The sequence below is a fragment of the Nitrospirillum amazonense genome (assembly GCF_007828035.1).
Classification (GTDB): Bacteria; Pseudomonadota; Alphaproteobacteria; order Azospirillales; family Azospirillaceae; genus Nitrospirillum; species Nitrospirillum amazonense.
Genome location: NZ_VITV01000002.1, coordinates 734,030 through 754,827 on the forward strand (window position 1 = coordinate 734,030; position 20,798 = coordinate 754,827).

Genomic DNA, 20,798 nt, shown 5'->3' on the forward strand with positions numbered 1-20,798 from the left:
AGGAAACGGAACTTGGGACATGACACAGTCGGCATTGGTGGTCGGTGTCACCGGCATCGTGGGCAGGGCGCTGGCGTCCCTGCTGGTAAAGGAAGGGTGGCAGGTGGCCGGCCTGTCACGCCATGCGACCACCCAGCTCGGCGTGACACCGGTGACGGCGGACCTGCGGGATGGGAATGGCCTGACCCGGGCGCTCGCCTCCATCCGCCCATCCCATGTCTTCCTCTGCACCTGGAGCCGGCAGGCGACGGAGGCGGAGAATATCCGCGTCAACAGCGCCATGGTGCGCGCCGTGCTTGACGCCGTGCGCCCCGCCGGGACGGTGCGGCACGTGGGCCTGGTGACGGGGCTGAAGCACTACCTGGGACCGTTCGAGGCCTACGGCAGGGGTGTCCTGCCCCAGACACCCTTCCGGGAAGATCAGGGCCGGCTGGACGTGGACAATTTCTATTACGCCCAGGAGGATGAGGTGTTCGCCGCCGCCGCGCGCGACGGCTTCCGCTGGAGCGTGCATCGCCCGCACACCATCATCGGCCAGGCGGTGGGGAACGCCATGAACATGGGCACCACCCTGGCGGCCTACGCCACCCTATGCCGCGAGACGGGGCGGCCCTTCCACTTCCCCGGGTCGCCCGTCCAGTGGCACGGCCTGACCGACATGACGGATGCCCGTCTTCTGGCCCGCCACCTGCTGTGGGCGGCCACCACGCCGGGGGCCGTCGACCAGGCCTTCAACGTTGTCAACGGCGACATCTTCCGTTGGAAATGGATGTGGGCCCGCATTGCCCAATGGTTTGGGCTGGAACCCGCGCCCTTTACGGCAAAGAACGCGGGCGGCATCCTGCCCCTGGAACGGCAGATGGCGGACGACGCGCCCCTGTGGGCCGCGCTGGCCCAGCGCCGTGGCTTGGTGGAGCCCGACCTCGCCCGCCTGGCAAGTCCCTGGCACACGGACGCCGACCTGGGCCGTCCCATCGAGGTGGTGACCGACATGTCCAAAAGCCGGCGCCTGGGCTTCACCGACTACCAGGCCACGGATGACGCCTTCTTTGATTTGTTCGGCGAGCTGCGGGCCCACCGGCTGATTCCCTGATCAGGGCCCTTGCGACGCGCCCACCGCGGCCCCACCGCCTCCCACGGTCACCCGGCCCACCACGCGCGTGCCATCCTCGCCCGGCTTCAGCTCGATCTGCATCACCTGCACCTCCTCCGCCACCCGCTGGTAGTTGCGGTAGAGATGGGCACGCACGGTGATGGGCCCGTTCGGGTTCAGGCGATCGGTGCGGTAGATGTTGGCGCTGATGGTGTATTCGCCGTTCGGCGCCCGGCGCAGCAGATACTCCTCCGGTCCATAGCCCTGGGTCATGTCGTGCGACAGCCGGCCGCCGATGGCGGTGCGGGGATGGTTGTAGATGGCGCGCTCGCCCGAGGGCTCATCCACCCACAAGTCCATGTCCGTGGCGTCCACGTTCCATTCCAGGACCACACGCAGATCCACGTCCAGCTTGTCCCGCAGGCGCGGGTCCAGCGGGATGGCGCGCACGCCCAGCTTTTCCAGGCGCGGCAGGATGCGGTTGGCCTCCATCAGGGCCACCATCTCGATGCCGTTGTAGGCCGGCGACCAGATGCGGGTGATGACCTCGTTCAGCAGCCGCATGGCCCGTTCGTAATCCGCCCGCACCGACGCCGCCGGAACGCCGCGCTTGGCCGCCCGTTCCGCGCGCTCGATAAGCGCCAGGGCCAGGCTGCGCCGGGGCTGCGGCCGGTCGCCGTCCAGGTACAGCACCTTCTCATACAGCCAGATGGCGCGGTCCTCCTGCCCGAAGCGCATCAGATCGTCGGCCACGATGATCAGGGTGCCGGTGTCGGCACTGGGCAGTTCCAGGGCGCTCAGGGCCATGGACGCCGCCTCGGCCGCCTTGCCGTTGCGGAACAGCAGCTCCGCCACATCCAGGTAAAAGGCCGGCAGGCTGCCGTACCGGGCGGCCTGGGCAGTGACCGCCGCCCGGAACTCCTCGGCATCGGCCAGATGCTCCTTAATCTCGCGAATATAGGGACGGTTGGGGTCCCAAGGCGCCACCTCGATGGCGCCGGCGCTGTCGCCACCGGACTGGCCGCCACCGGACTGGCCATTCGCGCGGCTGCCGGTAACGACCACCTGGTCCGCTGCGCGGCCGGCGATGGGGGCTCTGGGCGTGGGCCCGACCGATGAGAGGGGCGCCATCACCGGCGGCGGCGGTGCCTCGATGTTGACCTCCACCGGCGGTGCGAAAGCCGGTGGTTGCACCGCCTGTGGTGGCGGGGCGGGTGGCGCCGCGATGGGGGCCGGCGGCGGCGCCACAATCGGCGGCTTGGCCGTGGTTATCGAGTTCGCCACGGGCGGCGGCGACCGAACCGTGGTGGTGTCCTGGATGATGTGCGGCGGCGGCGGGCTCTCTCGGTGGGATGGCGCCGGCACCGGCGGAGGGGCGGGCGGCGGTGCGGGCTTGCGGCCGGCCCACCAGTCCTTCTGCTCCTGCCAGGCGGTGACCACCTGCCCCAGCCGGTTGGCGGCGGCGATGTCCTTGATCTGCTGGGCACGGGCCTGCGCCGCGGCGAACTGGTTCTGCAGATCCTTGCCCAGGCTGTCGGGCGGGGCGATGTCGGCATCGACATAGTCCTGCAGCCGCTCCAGCACCAGGAAGACGGCACCGCCGCCGGCGACGCCGTAGCGCCGGGCGAAGCCTACGGCCGCCTTCTGGTCCGGCCGGTCGGACGCCGTCATGTCCGCCACGCGGTCGGCGGCCCACAGGGCGCCCAGGGCGTCGTCCGCCGCCGTTGGCAAATCGTCCAGGTCGAAGGACAGGCCGCGTCCGTCGGCCAGCGTCACCTTGACGGCTCCCAGCGACGGCGGGGCCCGGCCGACGACGCGCACCCAATCGGGTGCCGCCGGCAGCACCGTGTAGTCCAGCGCCGTGCCGTCCGCCGCTTTCACGTCGATGGCGCGGCTGGCCGGGCTGGTCAGGCGGGCGAGCACGGCGTCCACGCCCCGCGCCCGCAAATCGAGATGCTCCCCGCCCGACTTGCGGGCCAGCGCCGCCAGGAAGCCGTGGTCGGCACCGGCGCCGCTGGACAGGGTGAACAGCGGGCAGTTCACCCGCTCCGCCTGATAGGCATCCAGGGTCACCCGCCCGTCGGAGAAGAACAGGCAGGCGTCGGCCGGTGCCGGCGCGGCCTTCAGCACCCCTTGCAGGGAGGTGGCGCCGCCGTAGCTCACGGCCCGCAGGGCGCCCATCGCCTCGTCCGCCGCCGTGGCGCTGCCGAACGACAGCACGCGCGGCGTGTCGTCGGCGAACAGCACCACATCCACCACCTTCGGGCCGATCGCCGCCAGATAGCGCTGCAACAGCTCCAGTTCCGCCGGCGCCGCGTCCTGCCGCGACAGCGACCGGTCCCAATAGACGCGCACACGGCCGGTGGGCTTGGCGCCGCCATTAACGCCGCCGGGCACGGCTGCGTTCACCTCGAAAAACGTATCGCCGCTGTGATGCCGGGTCAGCACCACCGGGGCCACCGGCGGCATGCCCCCTATGGTCAGGGCGCCGCCCAGGGTGACGCCGCTGGCGCTGGCCCGCGCTTCCAACCCACCCGTGCCGGGGGCCCAGCGCAGGTCCAGCCCATCCGGCCCCGCCAGGGCCGGCGCGGCGGCGGCGTCCACATCGATGACCAGCAGGTTGACCTTGGCCACCGGGTCCAAGGTCACCAGTGGCAAGGTATAGGGCTGGTCCGTGCCGATGGGGGTGGCGAACTCAACCCGCACGATGCGGCCCCGGTTGGGGAAGATGGGAAAGACATGGGTGCGGAAGGCGTTGTCGCGCGTCACCTCTGCCAAGCCGGGATCGACGCCGCGCCGCACCTGCTTCTGATAGGCCAGCGTGGCGGCGCGCTTGGCCACCAGCACGCCGTCGGCCATCTGGCCGTTCACGTCCAGCGCATAACCGGTGACGATGGAGCCCGCCGGCAGGTCCAGGGTGAAATCGCCCTCCACGGCCGCTGCGGTGGGGTTGGCGAAGGTGGCCGACAGCGTGGTGTGCGCCACCCCGCCGATGATCTTCACCGTGATGTCCAGGTTGCCGATGGTCAGCGCATGGGTGGGCTGGGCGCCCCCGGGCGCCATATAATTGCGGGCGACCAATTCGGGACTATAGGTCCGGGCCGGTGCTGGTGCTGCCCCACCCGTGCGCGCCCAGAACAGCAGCCCCAGGAAGACCGCCAGCGTCAGCAGCACCCAGACCGCACGACCCATGCCCCAGCGCCCGATCAGCCTGTCGCGCATTCCATCCCCCATTTATGCAATACTGTAACGGTCCCGCGCCCCACCGCGCAAGGCCGCCACCCCGGGACTTGGCACCCGGAATCGTGGAACAGGATTGCCAGGATCATGCACGCCGGAATGTGGCGGACATAAGGCCCCTTTCGCCCCTTCGTTGAAAAAGCGCCAGCCCTCTGCGCTACCCTACACGCAGTGCCAGGCGGCACAGCGCCCGCACGTCCGTCACGGCCTCGATGCCGGCCACCTGGTCGGCCAAGCGGTGCGCCTGCCCGTCCGGCAGCGTGCCCGCCAGATGCAGGAACTTGGCGCGCAGGCGGTCGTCATCGGCGCCGATCAGGCTGGTGTCGCAGCGCGCCTCGCGGCGCGATCCGTCAGCCAACGTGACCTCCACCGCCGTCAGGTCGGCCGGCCAGTCCCGGGGCCCGAACGCCACCGTCACCCGGTCCCGCAGGGCGACCAGACCCGGCCGGGCCGTCACGGCATCGGTGAACAGCCCGGGCCTGCCGGTATCCGCGCCCGACAGGGCCAGGGCCGCGACGAAACGCAGGCTGAATTTCGCCTCCGTCCCCGTCGCCGGGGCGGCGATGTTGCACATCCGGTCGGCACCGGCATCCACGGTCAGGCGGACCTGCCGCACATCCGTTGGCTCCAAACCCTGGGCGCGCAGTGCTGCGATCGCCTCGATGGCGCCATGGGTCCCGAAGCAGGAGGCGTGGTACTTGAAGGAATTGCGGTTCAGCTCATGGCCGTCCCAAATGATGGGGCCGGCGGGGATGGCGGATTGGGTGGCGGCATAGCCCTGGGGCGCCTCCAGGATGTCGATGCGGCTGGAAATGCCTGCCTCAGCCCACAGGGCGGCGCACAGCCCGGCCTCGGCCGCTCGGCCGGCATGGATGGGCTTGGCCATGGTGCCGAATTGCGCCTTCAGCCCCGCCGCCTGCGACGCCGCCAGGCCGTAGGCGCGGGCGGTCGCCTCCTCATCCAGGCCCAGCAGGTGCGCGCAGGCGGCGGCGGCCCCTAGGGCGCCCAGGGTGCCGGTCATGTGGAACCCACGATCATAGGGACCCGCCCCCAGCCAGCACCCGATCATGCCCGCCGCCTCATATCCGGCGACGAAGGCCGCCATCACCGCCCCACCCCCCAACCCACGCTCCTCCGCCAGCGCCAGCAGCGGCGGCAGGATGACGGTGGTGGGGTGGACATGCATGGCCAGCGAGACGTCGTCATAGTCCAGCGCATGGCCCGCCACGGCGTTGAGGAAGGCCGCCTGGCGGACGCTCACGCTTTGGCCTCGGCCACCCATGACGGTAGCTGTCGCCCGCCCGCCTTCGGCCAGGGCTAGGGCCCGCAACGTGCGGGAGACAGGTTCGTCCGCCCCCGCGATCGCCAGCCCGAACCAGTCCAGGATGCAGCGGCGCGCCATCGCCGCCGTCGCGGGCGGCACCGACGCGGCGGCGTCCCGGCTGAGGCGGATGACCTGCCGCGTCGCGCCGGTCATAGGGCCGAAGGTTCCCAATCCAGCCCCGCCGCCAGGGTGTCGAACAGGGCCGGCCACTGGGCGTGCCAGGCGGACCGCTGCGCGGCATCGGCCCAGCTGCCGGCGATGCCGGCGGTCATCATGCCGCGCAGGTCCGGGATGCCGAAACCCAGGTGGCTGTACATCAGCTCCCACGCCCCCGCCGGGCTCACCCGGTGCAGGGTCGGGTCGTCGGTGTTGGGGTGGATGGCCAGGCCGGCGGCGGCCATGCGGCGGATGGGATGCTCTGCCGCCCACCGCTCCGGCGGCAGGGTACGCAGGTAATATGAGTTGGTCGGCACCACCGTGAAGACCATGCGGCGGTCGGCGTACCGCCGCATCAGGTCGGGGTTGTCGACGATGCTGTAGCCGTGGTCCACCCGGTCCACGCCCAGGCGGTCGACCACGGTTTCCACGTTGTGCCAGGGCGTGCCGAACTCCCCCGCGTGGGCGGTGAGGCGCAGGCCCTGGCGGCGGGCCAGGACATAGGCTTCGGCGAACAGCTCGGGCGGCCGGTCCGTCTCACGATAATCGATGCCGATGCCGGGCACCAGCGGATGGCGGGCGGCGGCCATCAGTTCCACCATCTCCAGCGCCGCGGCCGGGTCGGCCTCACGGTCGATGGATGGGATCAGCAGGCCACTGATGCCGTGGTCGGCCGCCGCCTCGGCAATACCAGCGACCAGGGCCGCCTGCACCTCATGATAGGCCAGGCCGGTGTCGCGCAGGGTGGCGGTGGGGTTCCAGAAGAACTCGGCATGGCGCACATTCTCCGCCGCTGCATCCTCAAGGTACTCGTAGGCGATGCGGCGGAAGTCGTCCGGCTCCAGCAACAGGTGGCGTTCCAGGGCGCGCAGCACGTGCAGGACGCCCACCGGCTTGGCCCCGCGCCGGTAGAAGGCCTCAATCTCCGCCCCGTTCATGGGCGCGCCGTGCTTGGCGGCCAGGTCGGCGAAGGTTTGGGACCGCACCGCCCCCAACAGGTGGCAATGCAGCTCCACCTTGGGCATGGCGCGGAAGAAGGCACGCTGCGCCTCAGTGACCGTGCGGCCGGTCCGCGCCGGCGGCACGGTGGCAAGCGTGTCGGTGATGGGAATGGTCATGAAAGGCCCATGATAAGCGCTGCGGCGGCTCAATGCCGGGTCGCGGCGACATAGAAGTAGTAGCCGAGCGGAACGGACAGGATCAGCAGCCCGACGGGCACGCGGGCCACCCGCCCGGCAAGGATCTGCACCAGGACGTAGGCCAGGATGCCGGCGGCGATGCCGGTGCCGAAATTGTTGGCGACCAGGGTGACCAGCACCATGACCAGGGCCGGCAGCAGGTCGGCGGTCTCATCGGCCACCAGGTGGCGGATGGTGCCGAACATGGACAGGCCGGTCAGGATCAGGGCCGGCGCCGTCGCCTGCCGGGGCACCGCCATCACAAGGGGCGTGATCAGCAGGGTGGCGAGGAAGCACAGCGCCGCCCAGGCGGAGGTCAGACCGCTGCGGCCCCCCGCCTCCACCCCGGCGGCGGATTCGACCAGGGCCGTGCCCGACGGGATGCCGATCAGCGGCCCCAGGGTCGCCATCACGGAATCGACCAGGAAGGGTCGCTCGATGCCCGGCAGGTTGCCATGCTCATCGGTCAGCGACGCCTTGGCGCCCACGGCCAACGTGGTGCCCAGGGTGGAAAAGAATTCCCCCGCGAAAAAGGCGAACAGATAGGGCAAGGCCGTCAGCGAAAAGGCGCTGGCGATATCGACCTGGAACAAGATCGGCTGGAAGGACCGGGGCAAGGCCACGAGGGAGGACGGCAGCACCGTCAGCCCCAGCGGGATGCCCGCCAGCGTCGCCGCCACGATGCCCGCCAGCATGGCGCCCGGCAGCCGGCGTGCCTGCAGGGCCACGGCGACGCCCAGGCCGGTCAGGGTCACGATGGGCCCCGGCTGGCTGAAATCCCCCAGCGACAGCGAAATGCTCTTGGCGTTCAGCGCCACCATGCCGGCGTCGCGGCAGCCCAGCAGGGCGATGAACAGGCCCAGCGACGCCCCCAAGCCCAGCTTGATGGGGGCCGGCACCAGCCGCATCACCAGGGTGCGCGCACCCGTCAGGGTCATCACCAGGAACAGGACACCCGACAGCAGGGCGATGCCCAGGCCCGCCGGCCAGGGAATGTGCTCGGTCTGCGCCAGGGTAATGCCCAGGATGGCCGACCCGCCCAGGCCCGGCCCGACGATGAAGGGCAGGTTCCCGTACAGGCCCATGAACAGGCTGCCCACGGCCATGACGACGATGGCGGCGGTGGTGGCGGCCCCGCGATCCATGCCGCCACTGGACAGCAGCGACGGGATCACCACGATCAGGTAGGCCGCCGCCATGAAGGCGGTGAGGCCAGCCACGCCCTCGCGCCCCACGCTGGTGCCGCGCGCCGCGAGGTGGAAGCGGCGATCGAGCAGCGCCTTCATCGCCGGGGTCCTCATTGCCTGGCCTGGGCGGTGAATGCGGACAGGAAACGCGCGGTGTCCACCTTCTGCACGATGTGCACCGTCTGCTCGCCCTGGTGCGGGGCAAATTCGTCCTTCCAGATCTGCGCGGTGCCATAGGCCGGCCCCGGCAGCAGGTCGACGTCCATGCGGGCCACCAGCTCCTCCGTGACCAGGGAGCGGTCGATGGCGACGGCGGCGGTCAGCTCATCCCACAGCGGCTGGCCGACCTTGGCGTAGTCATGGAAATAGCGGGCCAGCGGCGTGCCGGCGGATACCACCTGCCCCACCAGCTCCGGCGTCACCTTCACACTGCCGGTGACGTTGCCCATGACGGTGATCTTCTTCCACGGCGCAGTCAGCACGATGTGCGCCGCCTCGGGATCGAACAGGAAATTGAAGTCGGTGGCGTAGTCGGTGTTGCCGGTGACCCGGGCCACCGCCAAATCCAGCCCACCACCCTCGATCACGATCTCCTTGGCCAGCGCCGGCAGGTCGGGCGCCAGGCGCAGCGCCAGGGCGATATTGGTCAGCGGTCCGGCCGTGATCACCATCACCTCGCCCGGGTGGGCCCGCACCTGGCTGATCAGCAGGTGCGCCGCGTCTTCCGGCACCGCCGCGACCTGGGGTTCGCCCTCGGGCAGGGGTGGCACCAGCGCCGGGTCGTCGGGATGATAGCTCCGGTCCGGGCGCGGCGCGTTCCACGCCCCCTTCCACGGGATGGCGCCGTAGCGCTGTTCCCACGCCCGCATCTCGCCCTGGGTGCGCAGCAGGGGCATCTCCGCCCCCTTGGCCACCGGAACGTCCGGCCGGCCGGCGATCTCCAGGAAACGCAGCAGGTGCCGCGTCTCCTCCTGCAGCCAGGCATCGCCGGTGACGACGCCCACCCCCAACAGCTCGACCTTGGGGTCCCGCAGCAGCGGGATCATTGCCTGGATGTTGCTCTGGCCAGGCCCCAGGAAATCATTGTCGAAATAGATCAGGGTCTTGTCGGACGCGGCGGCCGGAACCGTAGCACCCAGGGAGAGCACCAGCGCGGCGGCGCGCGCGGCATGAACGAGCTTCATCGATGACCCCATCAGAACCGCGCGCTGACGTTGGTGAAGACATAGCGCCCCAGGGCATCGTAGATGCCGCTGTAGAAAGCGCCATTGGAAACCTGGCCGCCGGTGCTGGCGGTTACAGGCGGGTCCTTGTCGAACACGTTGTTGACGCCCATCCGCAGGCTGATGTCGTCGGTCAGGGCCAGCGACACGCCCAAGTCCAGGTAGCTGACGCTGGGCAGCGTGGCGTCATAGGGCTGGTAGGCGCCAGCCAGGTAGACGGCGCTGCTGGACTTGTCGTTACGGGTGCCGCCGATGTAGCGCCAGGTGGCCATCAGGTCCAGGCCGTCCGGCAGGGTCCAGTCCACCACCATGCGGTGGCGCCATTTGGGGATGGGCATGCCGCAGGTGACGCCGAAATAGCCCTCGCAGCGGTAGGACGGCGTGTTGGGCAGCACCTGGATCTCATACTTGTCGGTGAAGGTGCCCGAGAAGTTCAGCCCCACCCGGCCCAGGCCGTTCACCCCGATCAGGTCGGCCACGTCGTATTTGGCCGAGAGCGAGAAATCGACGCCCGAAGTGTCGAGGTAGCCGGCGTTGATATAGGTGGTGACGACATAGCCACTGGTGACCAGCGAGCCGGTGGTGGGGTTGCGGACCACCAGGTTGCAGAAGGTGCCGGTGGCGATGCACTGGCTGAGTTCGATCGTGGCCGGCACGGTCGAGATCAGCTTTTTCACATCGATATCGAAATAATCGGCGGTAAGCGTCACGCCCGGCAGGAAGGACGGGGTGATCTGGGTCCCGAACGACACCGTGTTGGACTCTTCCGGCTTCAGGCCCGGGTTGCCGCCGATCATGGCGCCGGACTTCTGCCCCGCCGCCGGGGCGATGTTGCCGTACTGGGCAACCGTCACGCCGGAGGCCTGGCAGGCCGCCAGGCTGGCGGTGGGATGGGCGCCTTCGCAGGGATCGGTCAGGTTGGCGGTGGTGATTTGTTGCGGCCCGTACAGTTCCACCAGGTTGGGCGCGCGCACCGCGCGCTGGAAGCTGCCCCGGAAACGGATGTCGGTGTCCGGCGCCCACTCACCACCGGCCTTGTAGGCGGTGGTGTCGCCGGCGGTGCTGTAGTCGGAATAGCGGGCGCCGGCGTTCAGGGACAGGCTGTGGAAGAAGGGCCGGTCCTGAACCAGCGGCGCGGTCACCTCGGCGAACAGCTCCTTCACATCGAAAGCGCCGGAGATCGGGAACTCACCGCCCGAATTGCCCGCCACGTCCTTGGAGGAATAGTGGCTGTCCGGCGTCAGGCCGATCGACTCCCGGCGGTATTCCGTGCCGAAGGCCACGCCGAGGGGGCTGTGGGCCAGGGGGCTGGTGAGGGCCGACAGCTGGCCGGTGACGGCGCCGCTGGCCACCACTTCCTGGGTGAAGCCGGTGCGGTAGAAATCCTGCTGCACATAGCCCAGCGCCTCCGGCGTGATGCCGCCGATGGCGAAGATGTTGATGGGTACGCAGCCGGCAGCACCGGTCTTGCACACGATCTGGCCGCTGGAATTGGTCACGGCCTGCAGCGCGTTGGCGAAGTTGGACAGCGAGATGTCGCCAGTCAGCCGCGAGTCATAATTGGTGCGGCCGTACTGGGCGTAGACGTCGTACTGCCAGTCGTCACTGATGTCGCCCTTGGCCCCCAGCACGCCGCGGTAGGCGGTGTGGGTGGTGTAGTCGTGGCGCGAGCCGGCCTGCACGTCGCGTTCCGATACCACCACGTTGGCGGTCTGGGCGGTGCTCAACCCCGCCGTGGTGCAGAAGACGCTGACCTCCTGCGCCGACAGGTAGGGGTTGTTGCAGTTGACCTTCTCCGCCACGCTGAACACGGCGGTGGGCGACAGTCGGATGTCGGCCTCGTCCCGCATGAACATGAACTCGCCATAGACCTGGTGGCCGGGCGCGTATTCATAGTGGCCGAACAGGTCCAGGTTATAGCGCTGGTCCGGCGACTGCAGGTCGTAGGTGGGGCCGTTGTTGAAGCCGTCCGACGTCTTGTAGGTGCGCAGGGTGTTGCCGGTGGTGCCGTCCAGCGTGTAGGTGCCCCGCGCGGCCCCCGTCTTGGGGTTCAGCGGCTGGAACTGGGCCGGGTATGTAGCGCTGGACAGCGAGCAGGAATAGCCGCTGGCGCCGGCCGACAAGCCGCAGATGGAGAAGTCGCGGTCCGACGTCCCCACCCCTTCGGCATGGCGATAGCTGAAGAAGCCCGTGATGTTGCCGCGCCCGCCAGCGAAGTTCTTGCCGGCGGTGATTGAGACGTCGTTCTGCGGCCCATCGAAGGTGGCCCCGCCGGGATAGGCCTGCTTGGCCGCCGCCGAAACGGCGCGGATGGGATTGTTGTTGGTATGGCTGTAGAAGCCGTTGGTGGTGTCGACCTCGACGCCGTCGAAGTCCTTCTTGAGGACGAAGTTGACGACGCCGGCCAGGGCGTCCGAGCCGTAGACGGCGGAGGCGCCGCCGGTGACCACATCGATGCGCTCGATCAGCGCCGCCGGGACGTTGTTGATATCGGGCGCCTGCGCCGCCGTGCGGTCCGGGTCGCCCTGCATCAGGCGGCGGCCGTCGATCAGCACCAGGGTGCGCTGGTTGCCCAGGTTGCGCAGGTTGATGGTGGCGGTGCCGCTGGCGCCCACCGTGCCGCCGCGGTTGCCGGCGCCCTGGTCGGCGTAGGCCTGCGGCAGGGTGTTGATCAGGTCCTCGACCCGCGTCACGCCGCGCTGCTGCAACTCCTCGCCGCTGACCGTACTGATGGGGCTGACGCTGGTGGCGTCGGGGCTGCGGATGCGCGAGCCGGTGACGATGATCTCGGTCAGCGCCGTGTCGCTGGACGCGGTCTGCGCCGTGGCTGTGCCGGCCGCCCCCGCGGCGATGGCGACGATGGTCGCGGTGAAACACCCGGCGCGCGCACGCGCCTTCCTGCTGATAGACATGGAGCCCCCGTCTGATTTTTTCGCGCCCGACACTTGCCCGGTCGGCGGCTCCTCCCCCGAGGTGGCGCGCGGCTTGCCGCCCGTCGCCCGTCCAGTCCGTGCGGTACCCGGCGGCTGCCCGCCACCTTCCTTGCCCTGTTTGGGCCCGTCCCGTCTGAACTATGAATGTAGTATGACGCGCGCCCCCTCAGAGGGGAAAGTTTTTACATTTATGTTTTTATAACTTTGCCTTATTACAAAACCGCCATGTCCCGGACCATCGACGCGCCCCCCGCCTGGAAGAATCCCGTCTCGCTGCGCCAGCTCCGCTTCTTCGTGGAGTTGGCGCGCACGGGGAACTTCTGCCGCGCGGCGGAGGAGATGTCGGTGTCCCAGCCGGCCATCAGCGCCGGCATCCGCCAAATCGAGGCGCATCTGGGCGTCCGCCTGTTCGACCGCACGACGCACAAGGTGACGCTGACCGATGCCGGCATCTCGCTGCTGCCGCACGCCCAGCGCCTGCTGACCACGGCGGCCAACGCCTTCAGCGACATGCATGAGGTCGCGGGGCGGGAGATCGCCACGGTGCGCATCGGCGCCATCCCCACGGCGATGGAGGCGGTGGCCGCCTCGCTGGCCGAGTTGGCGGGCGACATGCCGGGGGTCGTCCCCCACCTGCATGACGGACGCGCCGACCAGCTGATCCGCGGCCTGCGCGGCGGCACCTATGACCTGGTGGTGACCGTGCAGGCCCTGCCCGATGACGACCTGGAAGGCGTGCCCCTGTTCGAGGATGAGATGCTGCTGGTGGCCCGCGCCGACCATCCCCTGGCCGCCCACGACCGCCTGCCGTGGCGCGCCCTGGCCGGTCAGGAGATCGTGCATTTCGCCGGCGGCAGCATCGGCGAGCTGACCTCGGCCGCCCTGCAACAGAACGATCTGGCGCCGTCCACCCGCTACCGCGTGGACCAGGTCAACTCGCTCTACGGCTTGGTGCTGAGCGGCCTGGCCATCGGGGTCATGCCCTGGCTGTACACCCTGGGCTTCCCCGAGGACCGCCTGCGGCGCATCCGCCTGGACGGTCCCACCGTGCGCCGCCAGCTACGCCTGCTGCACCGCCCGCAACTGCGGGAGGAGCATCCGCGCGGCGTGGAATTCGCGCAGAGGCTGACGGCCAAGCTGCGCGACAAGCTGGCGGCCAACCGCCTGCCCTGAACGCCGGCGGCAGCCTCAATCGCTCTCGGCGATGGAATCCACCCGGTCCGGATAGAAGGCCAGGTGGTCCTTTATCGCCCCGACAGCGGCGTGCGGCGCCTCATAGGTCCAGATCGCGTTCACCGCCCGCGCGCCGCCGGCGGGGATGCTGAAGTAGGAAGCGTCGCCCTTGTAGGGGCAGTGGGTGGTGTGGTCGGTGCGCTCCAGCGCCGCCATGTCCACATCCTTGCGCGGGATGTACTGGACAGCCGGATAGCGCGCCTCCCGCAGGCTGAGCGCGTCACGCGTGTCGGCGATCACCTTGCCGCCCAGCGTCACGACCACCCGCCTGGGGTTGCGCTCGATGGTGATGGGATGATCGGGCCCGGGTATCTTGATCGTCTTGTCGGACATGGGCTGCCTCCTGCGGTCGCTTCCAAGGATATGGGGCCGGTGGTCCCAGGCGTCGAGACCCGCTTGACAGCCCCTGACCGCGCACCGATCATCAGATGTCAGACCAATTTGGGGCGGCGTCGGGATAGCGCCGCGTCCCACCCATGACATCCGAGGTGCCGTGGTTCCGACCGCCTCCCCCCTTCCCGCCAGCGCGGCCCTGCAGCCGCTGCCCAGCGCCGACCGCATCGCAGCGGTCAGCGCCGCCCTGGCGGCCTTCATCGCCGAGGGGGCCTTGCAGCCGGGCGACCGCCTGCCGACGGAGCGGGAGCTGATGGCCCGCCTGGCCGTCGGGCGGTCCACGGTGCGGGAGGTCATTCGCCAATTCCAGGCGCGTGGCCTGGTGGAGACGCGCAAGGGCAGCGGCACCTATCTGCTGCGGGCCATCACGCCCGGCGCCGTCCATGTCTCGCTGACAATAGATGCCGGGCTGCTGCGCGACCGGCTGTTGCAGACCCTGGAGATCCGCCGGGGTCTGGAGGTCGCGGCCAGCGAGGCCGCCGCCCGCCGCGCCACCCCGGCCGACCTGGCCATCCTGGAGGAGAAGCTGGTGGCCATGGAGCGCGTGCACCTGGACCAGGGCACCGCCGGGCCGGAGGATTTGCAGTTCCACCTGGCGATCTATGATGCCACCCACAATCCACTGTTCCGCCAGTTGCTGGAGCAGTTCCGCGAGACGTTCGAGCATTTCTTCGACAAGCCCTTCGACCGTCCCGACTTCGCCCGCCGATCCTTCGCCCTGCACCGCGAGCTGTTCGACGCCATCCGCGCCGGCGATCCGGAGGCCGCACGGCTGAAAACCCTGGGCATCCTCGCCATCGTCGAAGAAGACATCCAGGCCATGTCCCCCACAACCGGCTCCCCGCAATGACCGACTTTACCGAAGACCCCGTGGCCCTGGCCCAGCGCTTGGTGGCGCATGATGAGATCACCCACGCCTATGAAGCGGTGGTGCCCGGCATCGTCCAAACATCGCTGTTCACCTTCCCCAATTTCCAGGAGATGGCGGACACCTACGCCGGCAAGCGGTCGCGCAACGTCTATTCCCGCACCACCAACCCCACGGTGACGGAGTTCGAGCGCAAGATGGCCGCGCTGGAGGGGACGGAGGACGCCATCGGCTTCCCCAGCGGCATGGCCGCCATCTCCGGCGCCGTGCTGGCGCTGGTGCAGCCGGGCGACCGCATCGTCTGCGTCCGCCATGTCTACCCGGATGCCTACCGCCTGTTCGAGACGCTGCTGAAGAAATGGGGCGTCACCACCACCTACGTCGACGGCGCCGACCTGGCCGCCGTGGACGCCGCCTTGCCCGGCGCCCGCCTGCTGTACCTGGAAAGCCCCAACAGCTGGATGATGGAGGCGCACGACGTGGCGGCCCTGGCGGCCCTGGCCAGGAAGCACGGCGCCGTCAGCCTGATCGACAACTCCTGGGCCACCCCAATCTTCCAGCAGCCGGCGACGCTGGGTGTGGATCTCGTCCTGCACTCCGCCTCCAAATACATCGGCGGGCACAGCGACACGGTGGCGGGCGTGGTGGCCGGGCGGGCCGATCTCACCGGCATCATCCGCCGGACCATCTGCCCCTACATCGGCGCCAAGCTGGGGCCGTTCGAGGCCTGGCTGCTGCTGCGCGGCCTGCGCACCCTGCCCATCCGCATGAAAGCGCATGAGGCATCGGCCCTGACCCTGGCACGGCGGCTGGCCGAGCACCCCAACGTCACCAAGGTGCACCATCCGGCGCTGATGGGCCCCTTGCCGCCGGGCCTGACCGGCACCTCGGGCCTGTTCTCCTTCACCGTGGACGACGGCATCGATATCCCCGCGCTGTGCGACGCGCTGGCCCTGTTCCACCTGGGCGTCAGCTGGGGCGGGCACGAAAGCCTGGTGGTCCCGGCCCTGGTGACCCACGTCCAGGCCGCCGGCCCCAACTCCGCCCTCGATTTCGGCGTGCCGGCCACCATGGTGCGCCTTCATGTCGGGCTGGAGGGGACGGAGGCGCTGTGGGCTGACCTGGACCAAGCCTTGACGGCGGCCAAACGCTGATGATGCTGAAGCGCCTGCTCCTCACCCTCACCCTGCTTCTGCCAGCGGCCACGGCCCACGCCGAAGAGCTGCGGCTGGTGGAGGTGTTGAGCAGCCCGGAGCGGACGGAGACGCTGAAGCGGCTGGTGGCGGGTTTCGAGGCCCGCCACCCCGGCACCCATGTGGAGATCACCTCCCTGGCCTGGGGATCGGCGTTCGAGAAGCTGGCCACCATGGTGGCGGCGGGCGACATCCCCGACGTGGTGGAGATGCCGGACCGCTGGCTGTCCCTCTATGCCGGCAACGGCCAGCTGGAAAGCCTGGAGCCCTATCTGGCGCGCTGGCCGGAGACCCAGGGCCTGAACGACCGGGCCCTGACCGTGGCGCGCTCCGTGGCCGACACCGCGTATATGCTGCCCTACGGCTTCTATTTGCGCGCCCTGTACTACAACAAGGCGGTGTTCCGGCAGGCGGGCATCGCCGAGCCGCCGAGGACACTGGAGGAACTGCGCGCCGACGCCGCCCGGATCGCCCAACTGCCGGGCAAGTCCGGCTATTGCCTGCGCGGCGGGCCGGGCGGCCTGAACGGCTGGGTCATGTTCGGGGCCAGCATCGCCGGCGGCAACGCCTTCTTCCATGACGACGGCACCAGCACCCTGAACGACGCCGGCTGGGTGGCCGGCACCACCTGGCTGATCGACCTGTACAAGGACGGGCTGGCGCCCAGGGACAGCGTCAACTGGGGCTTCAACGAGGTGGTGGCCGGCTTCTACACCGGCACCTGCGCCATGGTGGACCAGGACCCCGACGCCCTGATCGCGCTGAAGGCCCGCATGAAGGCGGAGGATTTCGGCGTGGCGCCTTGGCCCAAGGGCCCCAACGGCAAGGCCTATCCCACCCTGGGCTTCGCCGGCTGGTCCATCTTCAAGAAGTCCGCCCAGAAGGATTTGGCCTGGGACTTGGTGGCGGCCCTGAACGACCCGGCCGGCAACCTGGCCTGGAACCAGCAGACCGGCGCCCTGCCCGTCTACACCGCCGCCGCGCACGACCCGCTGTACGCCGGCGCCATCTATCAGGGGTGGTTCGCGGAACTGGCGGATCCGGACGTGGTGCCCACCCTCATGCCCACCTACCTGCCGGGCTTCGCCTATTTCGCCGACAGCCTGGTGGTGCGCAGCAGCCAGCAGGCCCTGCTGGGCCAGATCAGCCCCGCCACCATGAACAAGCAATGGGCCGCCTACCTGACCAAGGCCAAGCGCAAGCAGGCCTCTTCAAGTCAGTTGGGGGGTGTAAAGCCATGAACCGCACCCTGGCCCTGAAGCTGGAACCTTATTTCTACACGGCACCGTCGCTGCTGCTGATCGCCGCCATCATGCTGGTGCCGCTGGTCACCGGCCTGTCCTACGCCTTCCACGACCTGATCCTGCTGGACCCCTTGAGTGGCGATTTCGTCGGCCTGGATCATTTCCGGGAGATGCTGGACGACGACGGCTTCTGGACGGCGCTGCGCAACACGGTGGTGTGGACGGCGGTGTCGGTGGCGCTGCAATTCACCTTCGGCCTCGTCCTGGCGCTGCTGCTGAACCGGCCGTTCCCGGCGCGCGGCCTGGTGCAGGCCCTGGTCTTCCTGCCCTGGGCGGTGCCAGGCTTCCTGTCCGGCCTCACCTGGGCCTGGCTGTTCAACCCGGTGATCGGCCCGCTGCCCCATTGGCTGCACGGGCTGGGCCTGCTGGCCACGCCGGAGAACATCCTGTCCGACCCGCGCCTGGCGCTGTGGGGGCCCATTGCCGCCAACGTCTGGTGGGGCATCCCCTTCTTCGCCATCACGCTGTTGGCGGCCCTGCAGTCCATCCCCAAGGACATCTATGAGGCGGCGGCCATGGACGGCGCCGGGCCGCTGCTGCGCTTCCGCCGCGTCACCCTGCCCCTGCTGGCGCCCACCATCGCCATCACCGTCATGTTGCGCACCGTGTGGGTGGCCAATTTCGCCGAGCTGATCGTGGTGATGACCAAGGGCGGGCCGGCCGACGCCACCCAGATCCTGTCCAGCTACATCTTCACCCTGGCCTTCCAGCGCCTGGACTTCGGCTACGCCTCCGCCGTGGCCGCCGTGCTGCTGCTGTTGCTGCTGGCTTACGCCGCCGCCGTCATGGTGCTGCGCCACGCGATGACGGAGCGGCCATGAGCAAGACCACCCCCCACAGTATTGGGGCCCGCGTCCTGCACGCCCTGGCGCTGGCGGCCTTCGTCGCCTTCGCCCTGTTCCCCCTGTTCTGGCTGCTGAAGGTGTCGCTGACGCCCGACGATCTGATGTATGGCGAGGGCGTGCGGCTGTGGCCCTCCCGCGTGACGCTGGACCATTACGGGTCCGTCCTGCGCCACAGCCAGTTCCCGCTGTTCTTCCGCAACAGCCTGATCGTTTCCGCCGCGACCGGCCTGCTGGCCACCGCCGCCGCATCGGCCGCCGGCTACGCCTTCTCGCGCTTCCGCTTCCGGGGCAAGGCGTGGGTGGTGGGGGTGATGCTGGTCAGCCAGATGTTCCCCCTGGTCATCATCGTGGCGCCCATCTTCCGCCTGCTGGCGCCGCTGGGCCTGACCAACAGCCTGACGGGCCTTGTGGTGGTCTACACCGCCTTCAACACCCCCTTCGCCGCCTTCCTCATGCAGTCCTTCTTCGAGGCCATTCCGAAGGATTTGGAGGAGGCGGCGATGATGGACGGCGCCACCCGCTTCCAGGCCCTGCGGCGGGTCATCCTGCCCCTGACCCTGCCCGGGCTGGCGGCCACCGGCGGCTTCGTCTTCACCGCGGCGTGGAGCGAGCTGCTGTTCAGCCTGATGCTGAACTCCTCCGCTGCCGTCAGCACTTTCCCCGCCGGGCTGCTGGGCTTCGTCTCCAAATTCTCGGTCGATTTCGGGCAGATGATGGCGGCCGGCGTGCTGGCCTTGCTGCCGGTCGGCGCCTTCTTCCTGGTGATCCAACGCTATCTGGTGCAGGGCCTGACGGCCGGCGCCGTGAAAGGCTGACCCAACCCCATGGCCACCATCACGCTTTCCAACGTCAGCAAGGATTACGGCGGCGGCCCGGTGTTGCGGGGCATGGACCTGGAAATCCGCGAGGGCGAGTTCGTGGCCCTGATGGGGCCGTCGGGCTGTGGCAAGTCCACCCTGCTGCGCCTGATCGCCGGGCTGGAGGAGCCCAGCGGCGGCGAGATCCGCATCGACGGCCGGCGGGTGAACGAGGTGGCGCCCAAGGACCGGGACCTGGCCATGGTGTTCCAGTCCTACGCCCTCTACCCGCACATGACGGTGCGGGAGAACATGAGCTTCGCCCTGAAGCAGCGCCGCCTGCCGCCGGCGGAAATCAAGGCGGCGGTGGAGGCCGCCGCATCCAAGCTGGGCCTGACCGGCCTGCTGGAGCGCAAGCCCAAGGCTCTGTCCGGCGGCCAGCGCCAGCGCGTGGCCATGGGCCGCGCCATCGTACGCAACCCCAAGGCCTTCCTGTTCGATGAGCCCCTGTCCAACCTGGATGCCCGCCTGCGCGAGCAGATGCGTTATGAGATCCGCAAGCTGCACCGTGAGCTGGGCGCCACCAGCGTCTATGTCACGCACGATCAGGTGGAGGCCATGACCATGGCCGACCGCATCGTCGCCCTGAACGACGGCGCCATCCAGCAGGTGGGCAGCCCCCAGGATCTGTACGACAACCCCGCCAACCTGTTCGTGGCCGGCTTCCTCGGCTCCCCGCCCATGAATTTCCTGGACGCGACGCTGGCGCCCGAAGGCGCGCTGGTGGTGGAGGGCCAGACGCTGGCCCACGTCTCCCCGCCCGCCGGTCTGGCGGCGGGGACCACCCTCACCCTGGGCCTGCGGCCGGAGCGCCTGGCCCTGACTGATCCAACCGAGGGCACGGCTGTCCGCGTTGACGTGGTGGAGACCACGGGCACCGGCCGGGTGGTACACCTGGCCCTCGGCCCCCAACGCCTGAAGCTGTTCACTATGGACCCGCGCCCACTGGCGCCAGGTGACGTTGTGGGCCTGGTCGCACCGCCGGGCGCGCCGCTGCTGTTCGATCCGGTGAGCGGCGCCCGCCTGTCTTAGTGGTATGGCCCGCTTTCGACACTCATCGCCAGGAGTCGGCTCAGGGCCGTCAGATCGCGGCCGGTCTCCGCCGACCACGTGTTGAACGCCTGCTGCACCTTGGCCATGTCGCCCTTGCCGCCCGGCGCCTTGGTCAGCACGCCTTCGCGGATCAGGGCCGTCACCACGTCCTGGGTGATGATGAAAGCGGGCTTGCCCAAGGTGCGCAGGAAGCGCATGCCGGTCTCCCCGCCGAGGCGGCTGGCGCGTTTCTTCAGCACCTCCAGCAAACCCACGAAGTCGGCGTCGGGCCAGCCGGCGAAGAAGTGGGCCGCACTGCCGTGCTCGGCCGCCAGGTCCAGCAGGAACTGGGCGTTCACCTGCACCGCTCGCACCTTGGCGGCGTTGCGGATGATGCGCGTGTCCTTCAACAGCGCGTCGAACCACTCTTCCGACATGGCGGCGCAGCGATGGACGTCGAAGCCATCGAACGCCTCTTCGAAGCCCGGCCATTTGGCGTTGATGACCTTCCAGGAGAAGCCGCCCTGGAACAGGTGGCGCGTCATCTCCGCCAGGATGCGGGCGTCGGGGATGGCGGCGATGGCATCGGCGGTGCGCGACCGGTGGTCGGCCAGCTTGGCCTCCAGCGCCTCGAGCCCACCATGGCGAGCCGCCGCCAGCGCCACGACCGCATCGAAATCCGACATGCCCATCCCCCCAAATGAAAAGCCGGCCGGGAGCGTGTCCCGGCCGGCGTTCA

General features: G+C 69.4%; 15 protein-coding genes and 1 pseudogene. 8 read left to right on the top strand and 8 right to left on the bottom strand.

Going from position 1 to position 20,798, the window contains the following annotated elements:
• Positions 1-19 precede the first annotated feature (19 nt).
• Positions 20-1,093 (top strand): SDR family oxidoreductase, encoded by a 1,074-nt coding sequence (locus tag FBZ87_RS07340; RefSeq protein ID WP_145609643.1) that lies wholly within the window; start codon positions 20-22, stop codon positions 1,091-1,093.
• Here FBZ87_RS07340 and FBZ87_RS07345 read toward each other — a convergent pair whose 3' ends face one another.
• The 6 genes and pseudogenes from FBZ87_RS07345 to FBZ87_RS07370 all read right to left on the bottom strand — a co-directional run bounded on the left by FBZ87_RS07345 (position 1,094) and on the right by FBZ87_RS07370 (position 12,313).
• A complete protein-coding gene (locus tag FBZ87_RS07345) occupies positions 1,094-4,315 on the bottom strand; it encodes a VIT domain-containing protein (RefSeq protein WP_186454628.1) in 3,222 nt (1,073 codons plus the stop codon).
• A gap of 175 nt (positions 4,316-4,490) precedes the next feature.
• Positions 4,491-5,810 (bottom strand): MmgE/PrpD family protein, encoded by a 1,320-nt coding sequence (locus FBZ87_RS07350; protein WP_145609645.1) that lies wholly within the window; start codon positions 5,808-5,810, stop codon positions 4,491-4,493.
• Entirely contained in the window at positions 5,807-6,931 is a 1,125-nt protein-coding gene (locus FBZ87_RS07355) for an adenosine deaminase family protein (RefSeq protein WP_145609646.1), read from the bottom strand. Before FBZ87_RS07355 ends, FBZ87_RS07350 begins: the two co-directional genes overlap by 4 nt.
• A gap of 29 nt (positions 6,932-6,960) precedes the next feature.
• Complete coding sequence (locus tag FBZ87_RS07360; RefSeq protein WP_211106863.1) at positions 6,961-8,277, bottom strand: NCS2 family permease; 1,317 nt, start codon at positions 8,275-8,277, stop codon at positions 6,961-6,963.
• A gap of 101 nt (positions 8,278-8,378) precedes the next feature.
• Positions 8,379-9,374: pseudogene (locus FBZ87_RS07365) on the bottom strand (nucleoside hydrolase); the annotation flags it as partial.
• The gene (locus tag FBZ87_RS07370; RefSeq protein WP_145609649.1) at positions 9,374-12,313 is read right to left on the bottom strand and encodes a TonB-dependent receptor domain-containing protein; all 2,940 of its coding nucleotides are present in this window, start codon (positions 12,311-12,313) and stop codon (positions 9,374-9,376) included. The gene FBZ87_RS07370 and the pseudogene FBZ87_RS07365, both read right to left, overlap by 1 nt.
• Positions 12,314-12,559: 246 nt before the next feature.
• Here FBZ87_RS07370 and FBZ87_RS07375 point away from each other — a divergent pair, with 246 nt between their 5' ends.
• The gene (locus FBZ87_RS07375) at positions 12,560-13,507 is read left to right on the top strand and encodes a LysR family transcriptional regulator (RefSeq protein WP_145609650.1); all 948 of its coding nucleotides are present in this window, start codon (positions 12,560-12,562) and stop codon (positions 13,505-13,507) included.
• Positions 13,508-13,522: 15 nt separating this feature from the next.
• On the opposite strand, the gene FBZ87_RS07380 is transcribed toward FBZ87_RS07375, so the two are convergent.
• Positions 13,523-13,900: a DUF427 domain-containing protein gene (locus FBZ87_RS07380; protein WP_145609651.1), complete on the bottom strand. Its 378-nt coding sequence runs from the start codon at positions 13,898-13,900 to the stop codon at positions 13,523-13,525.
• Positions 13,901-14,060: 160 nt separating this feature from the next.
• Between FBZ87_RS07380 and FBZ87_RS07385 the strand changes: the two genes are divergently transcribed.
• The 6 genes from FBZ87_RS07385 to FBZ87_RS07410 are packed head-to-tail and all read left to right on the top strand — an operon-like array spanning position 14,061 to position 20,059.
• Positions 14,061-14,810, top strand: a complete 750-nt coding sequence (locus FBZ87_RS07385; protein ID WP_145609652.1) for a FadR/GntR family transcriptional regulator — start codon at positions 14,061-14,063, stop codon at positions 14,808-14,810.
• Positions 14,807-15,982, top strand: a complete 1,176-nt coding sequence (locus FBZ87_RS07390) for a PLP-dependent transferase (RefSeq protein WP_145609653.1) — start codon at positions 14,807-14,809, stop codon at positions 15,980-15,982. Before FBZ87_RS07385 ends, FBZ87_RS07390 begins: the two co-directional genes overlap by 4 nt.
• Positions 15,982-17,262: an ABC transporter substrate-binding protein gene (locus FBZ87_RS07395; protein WP_145609654.1), complete on the top strand. Its 1,281-nt coding sequence runs from the start codon at positions 15,982-15,984 to the stop codon at positions 17,260-17,262. The genes FBZ87_RS07390 and FBZ87_RS07395 overlap by 1 nt, the downstream gene beginning before the upstream one ends.
• On the top strand, positions 17,259-18,146 hold the full coding sequence (locus tag FBZ87_RS07400) for a carbohydrate ABC transporter permease (RefSeq protein ID WP_246134281.1): 888 nt from the start codon (positions 17,259-17,261) through the stop codon (positions 18,144-18,146). Before FBZ87_RS07395 ends, FBZ87_RS07400 begins: the two co-directional genes overlap by 4 nt.
• Entirely contained in the window at positions 18,143-18,985 is an 843-nt protein-coding gene (locus FBZ87_RS07405; RefSeq protein ID WP_145609655.1) for a carbohydrate ABC transporter permease, read from the top strand. The genes FBZ87_RS07400 and FBZ87_RS07405 overlap by 4 nt, the downstream gene beginning before the upstream one ends.
• Before the next feature lie 9 nt (positions 18,986-18,994).
• Positions 18,995-20,059: an ABC transporter ATP-binding protein gene (locus FBZ87_RS07410; protein WP_145609656.1), complete on the top strand. Its 1,065-nt coding sequence runs from the start codon at positions 18,995-18,997 to the stop codon at positions 20,057-20,059.
• Here the strand turns inward: FBZ87_RS07410 and FBZ87_RS07415 are convergent.
• Complete coding sequence (locus FBZ87_RS07415) at positions 20,056-20,745, bottom strand: DNA-3-methyladenine glycosylase I (RefSeq protein WP_145609657.1); 690 nt, start codon at positions 20,743-20,745, stop codon at positions 20,056-20,058. The two genes, FBZ87_RS07410 and FBZ87_RS07415, sit on opposite strands and share 4 nt — an antisense overlap.
• Positions 20,746-20,798 lie beyond the last annotated feature (53 nt).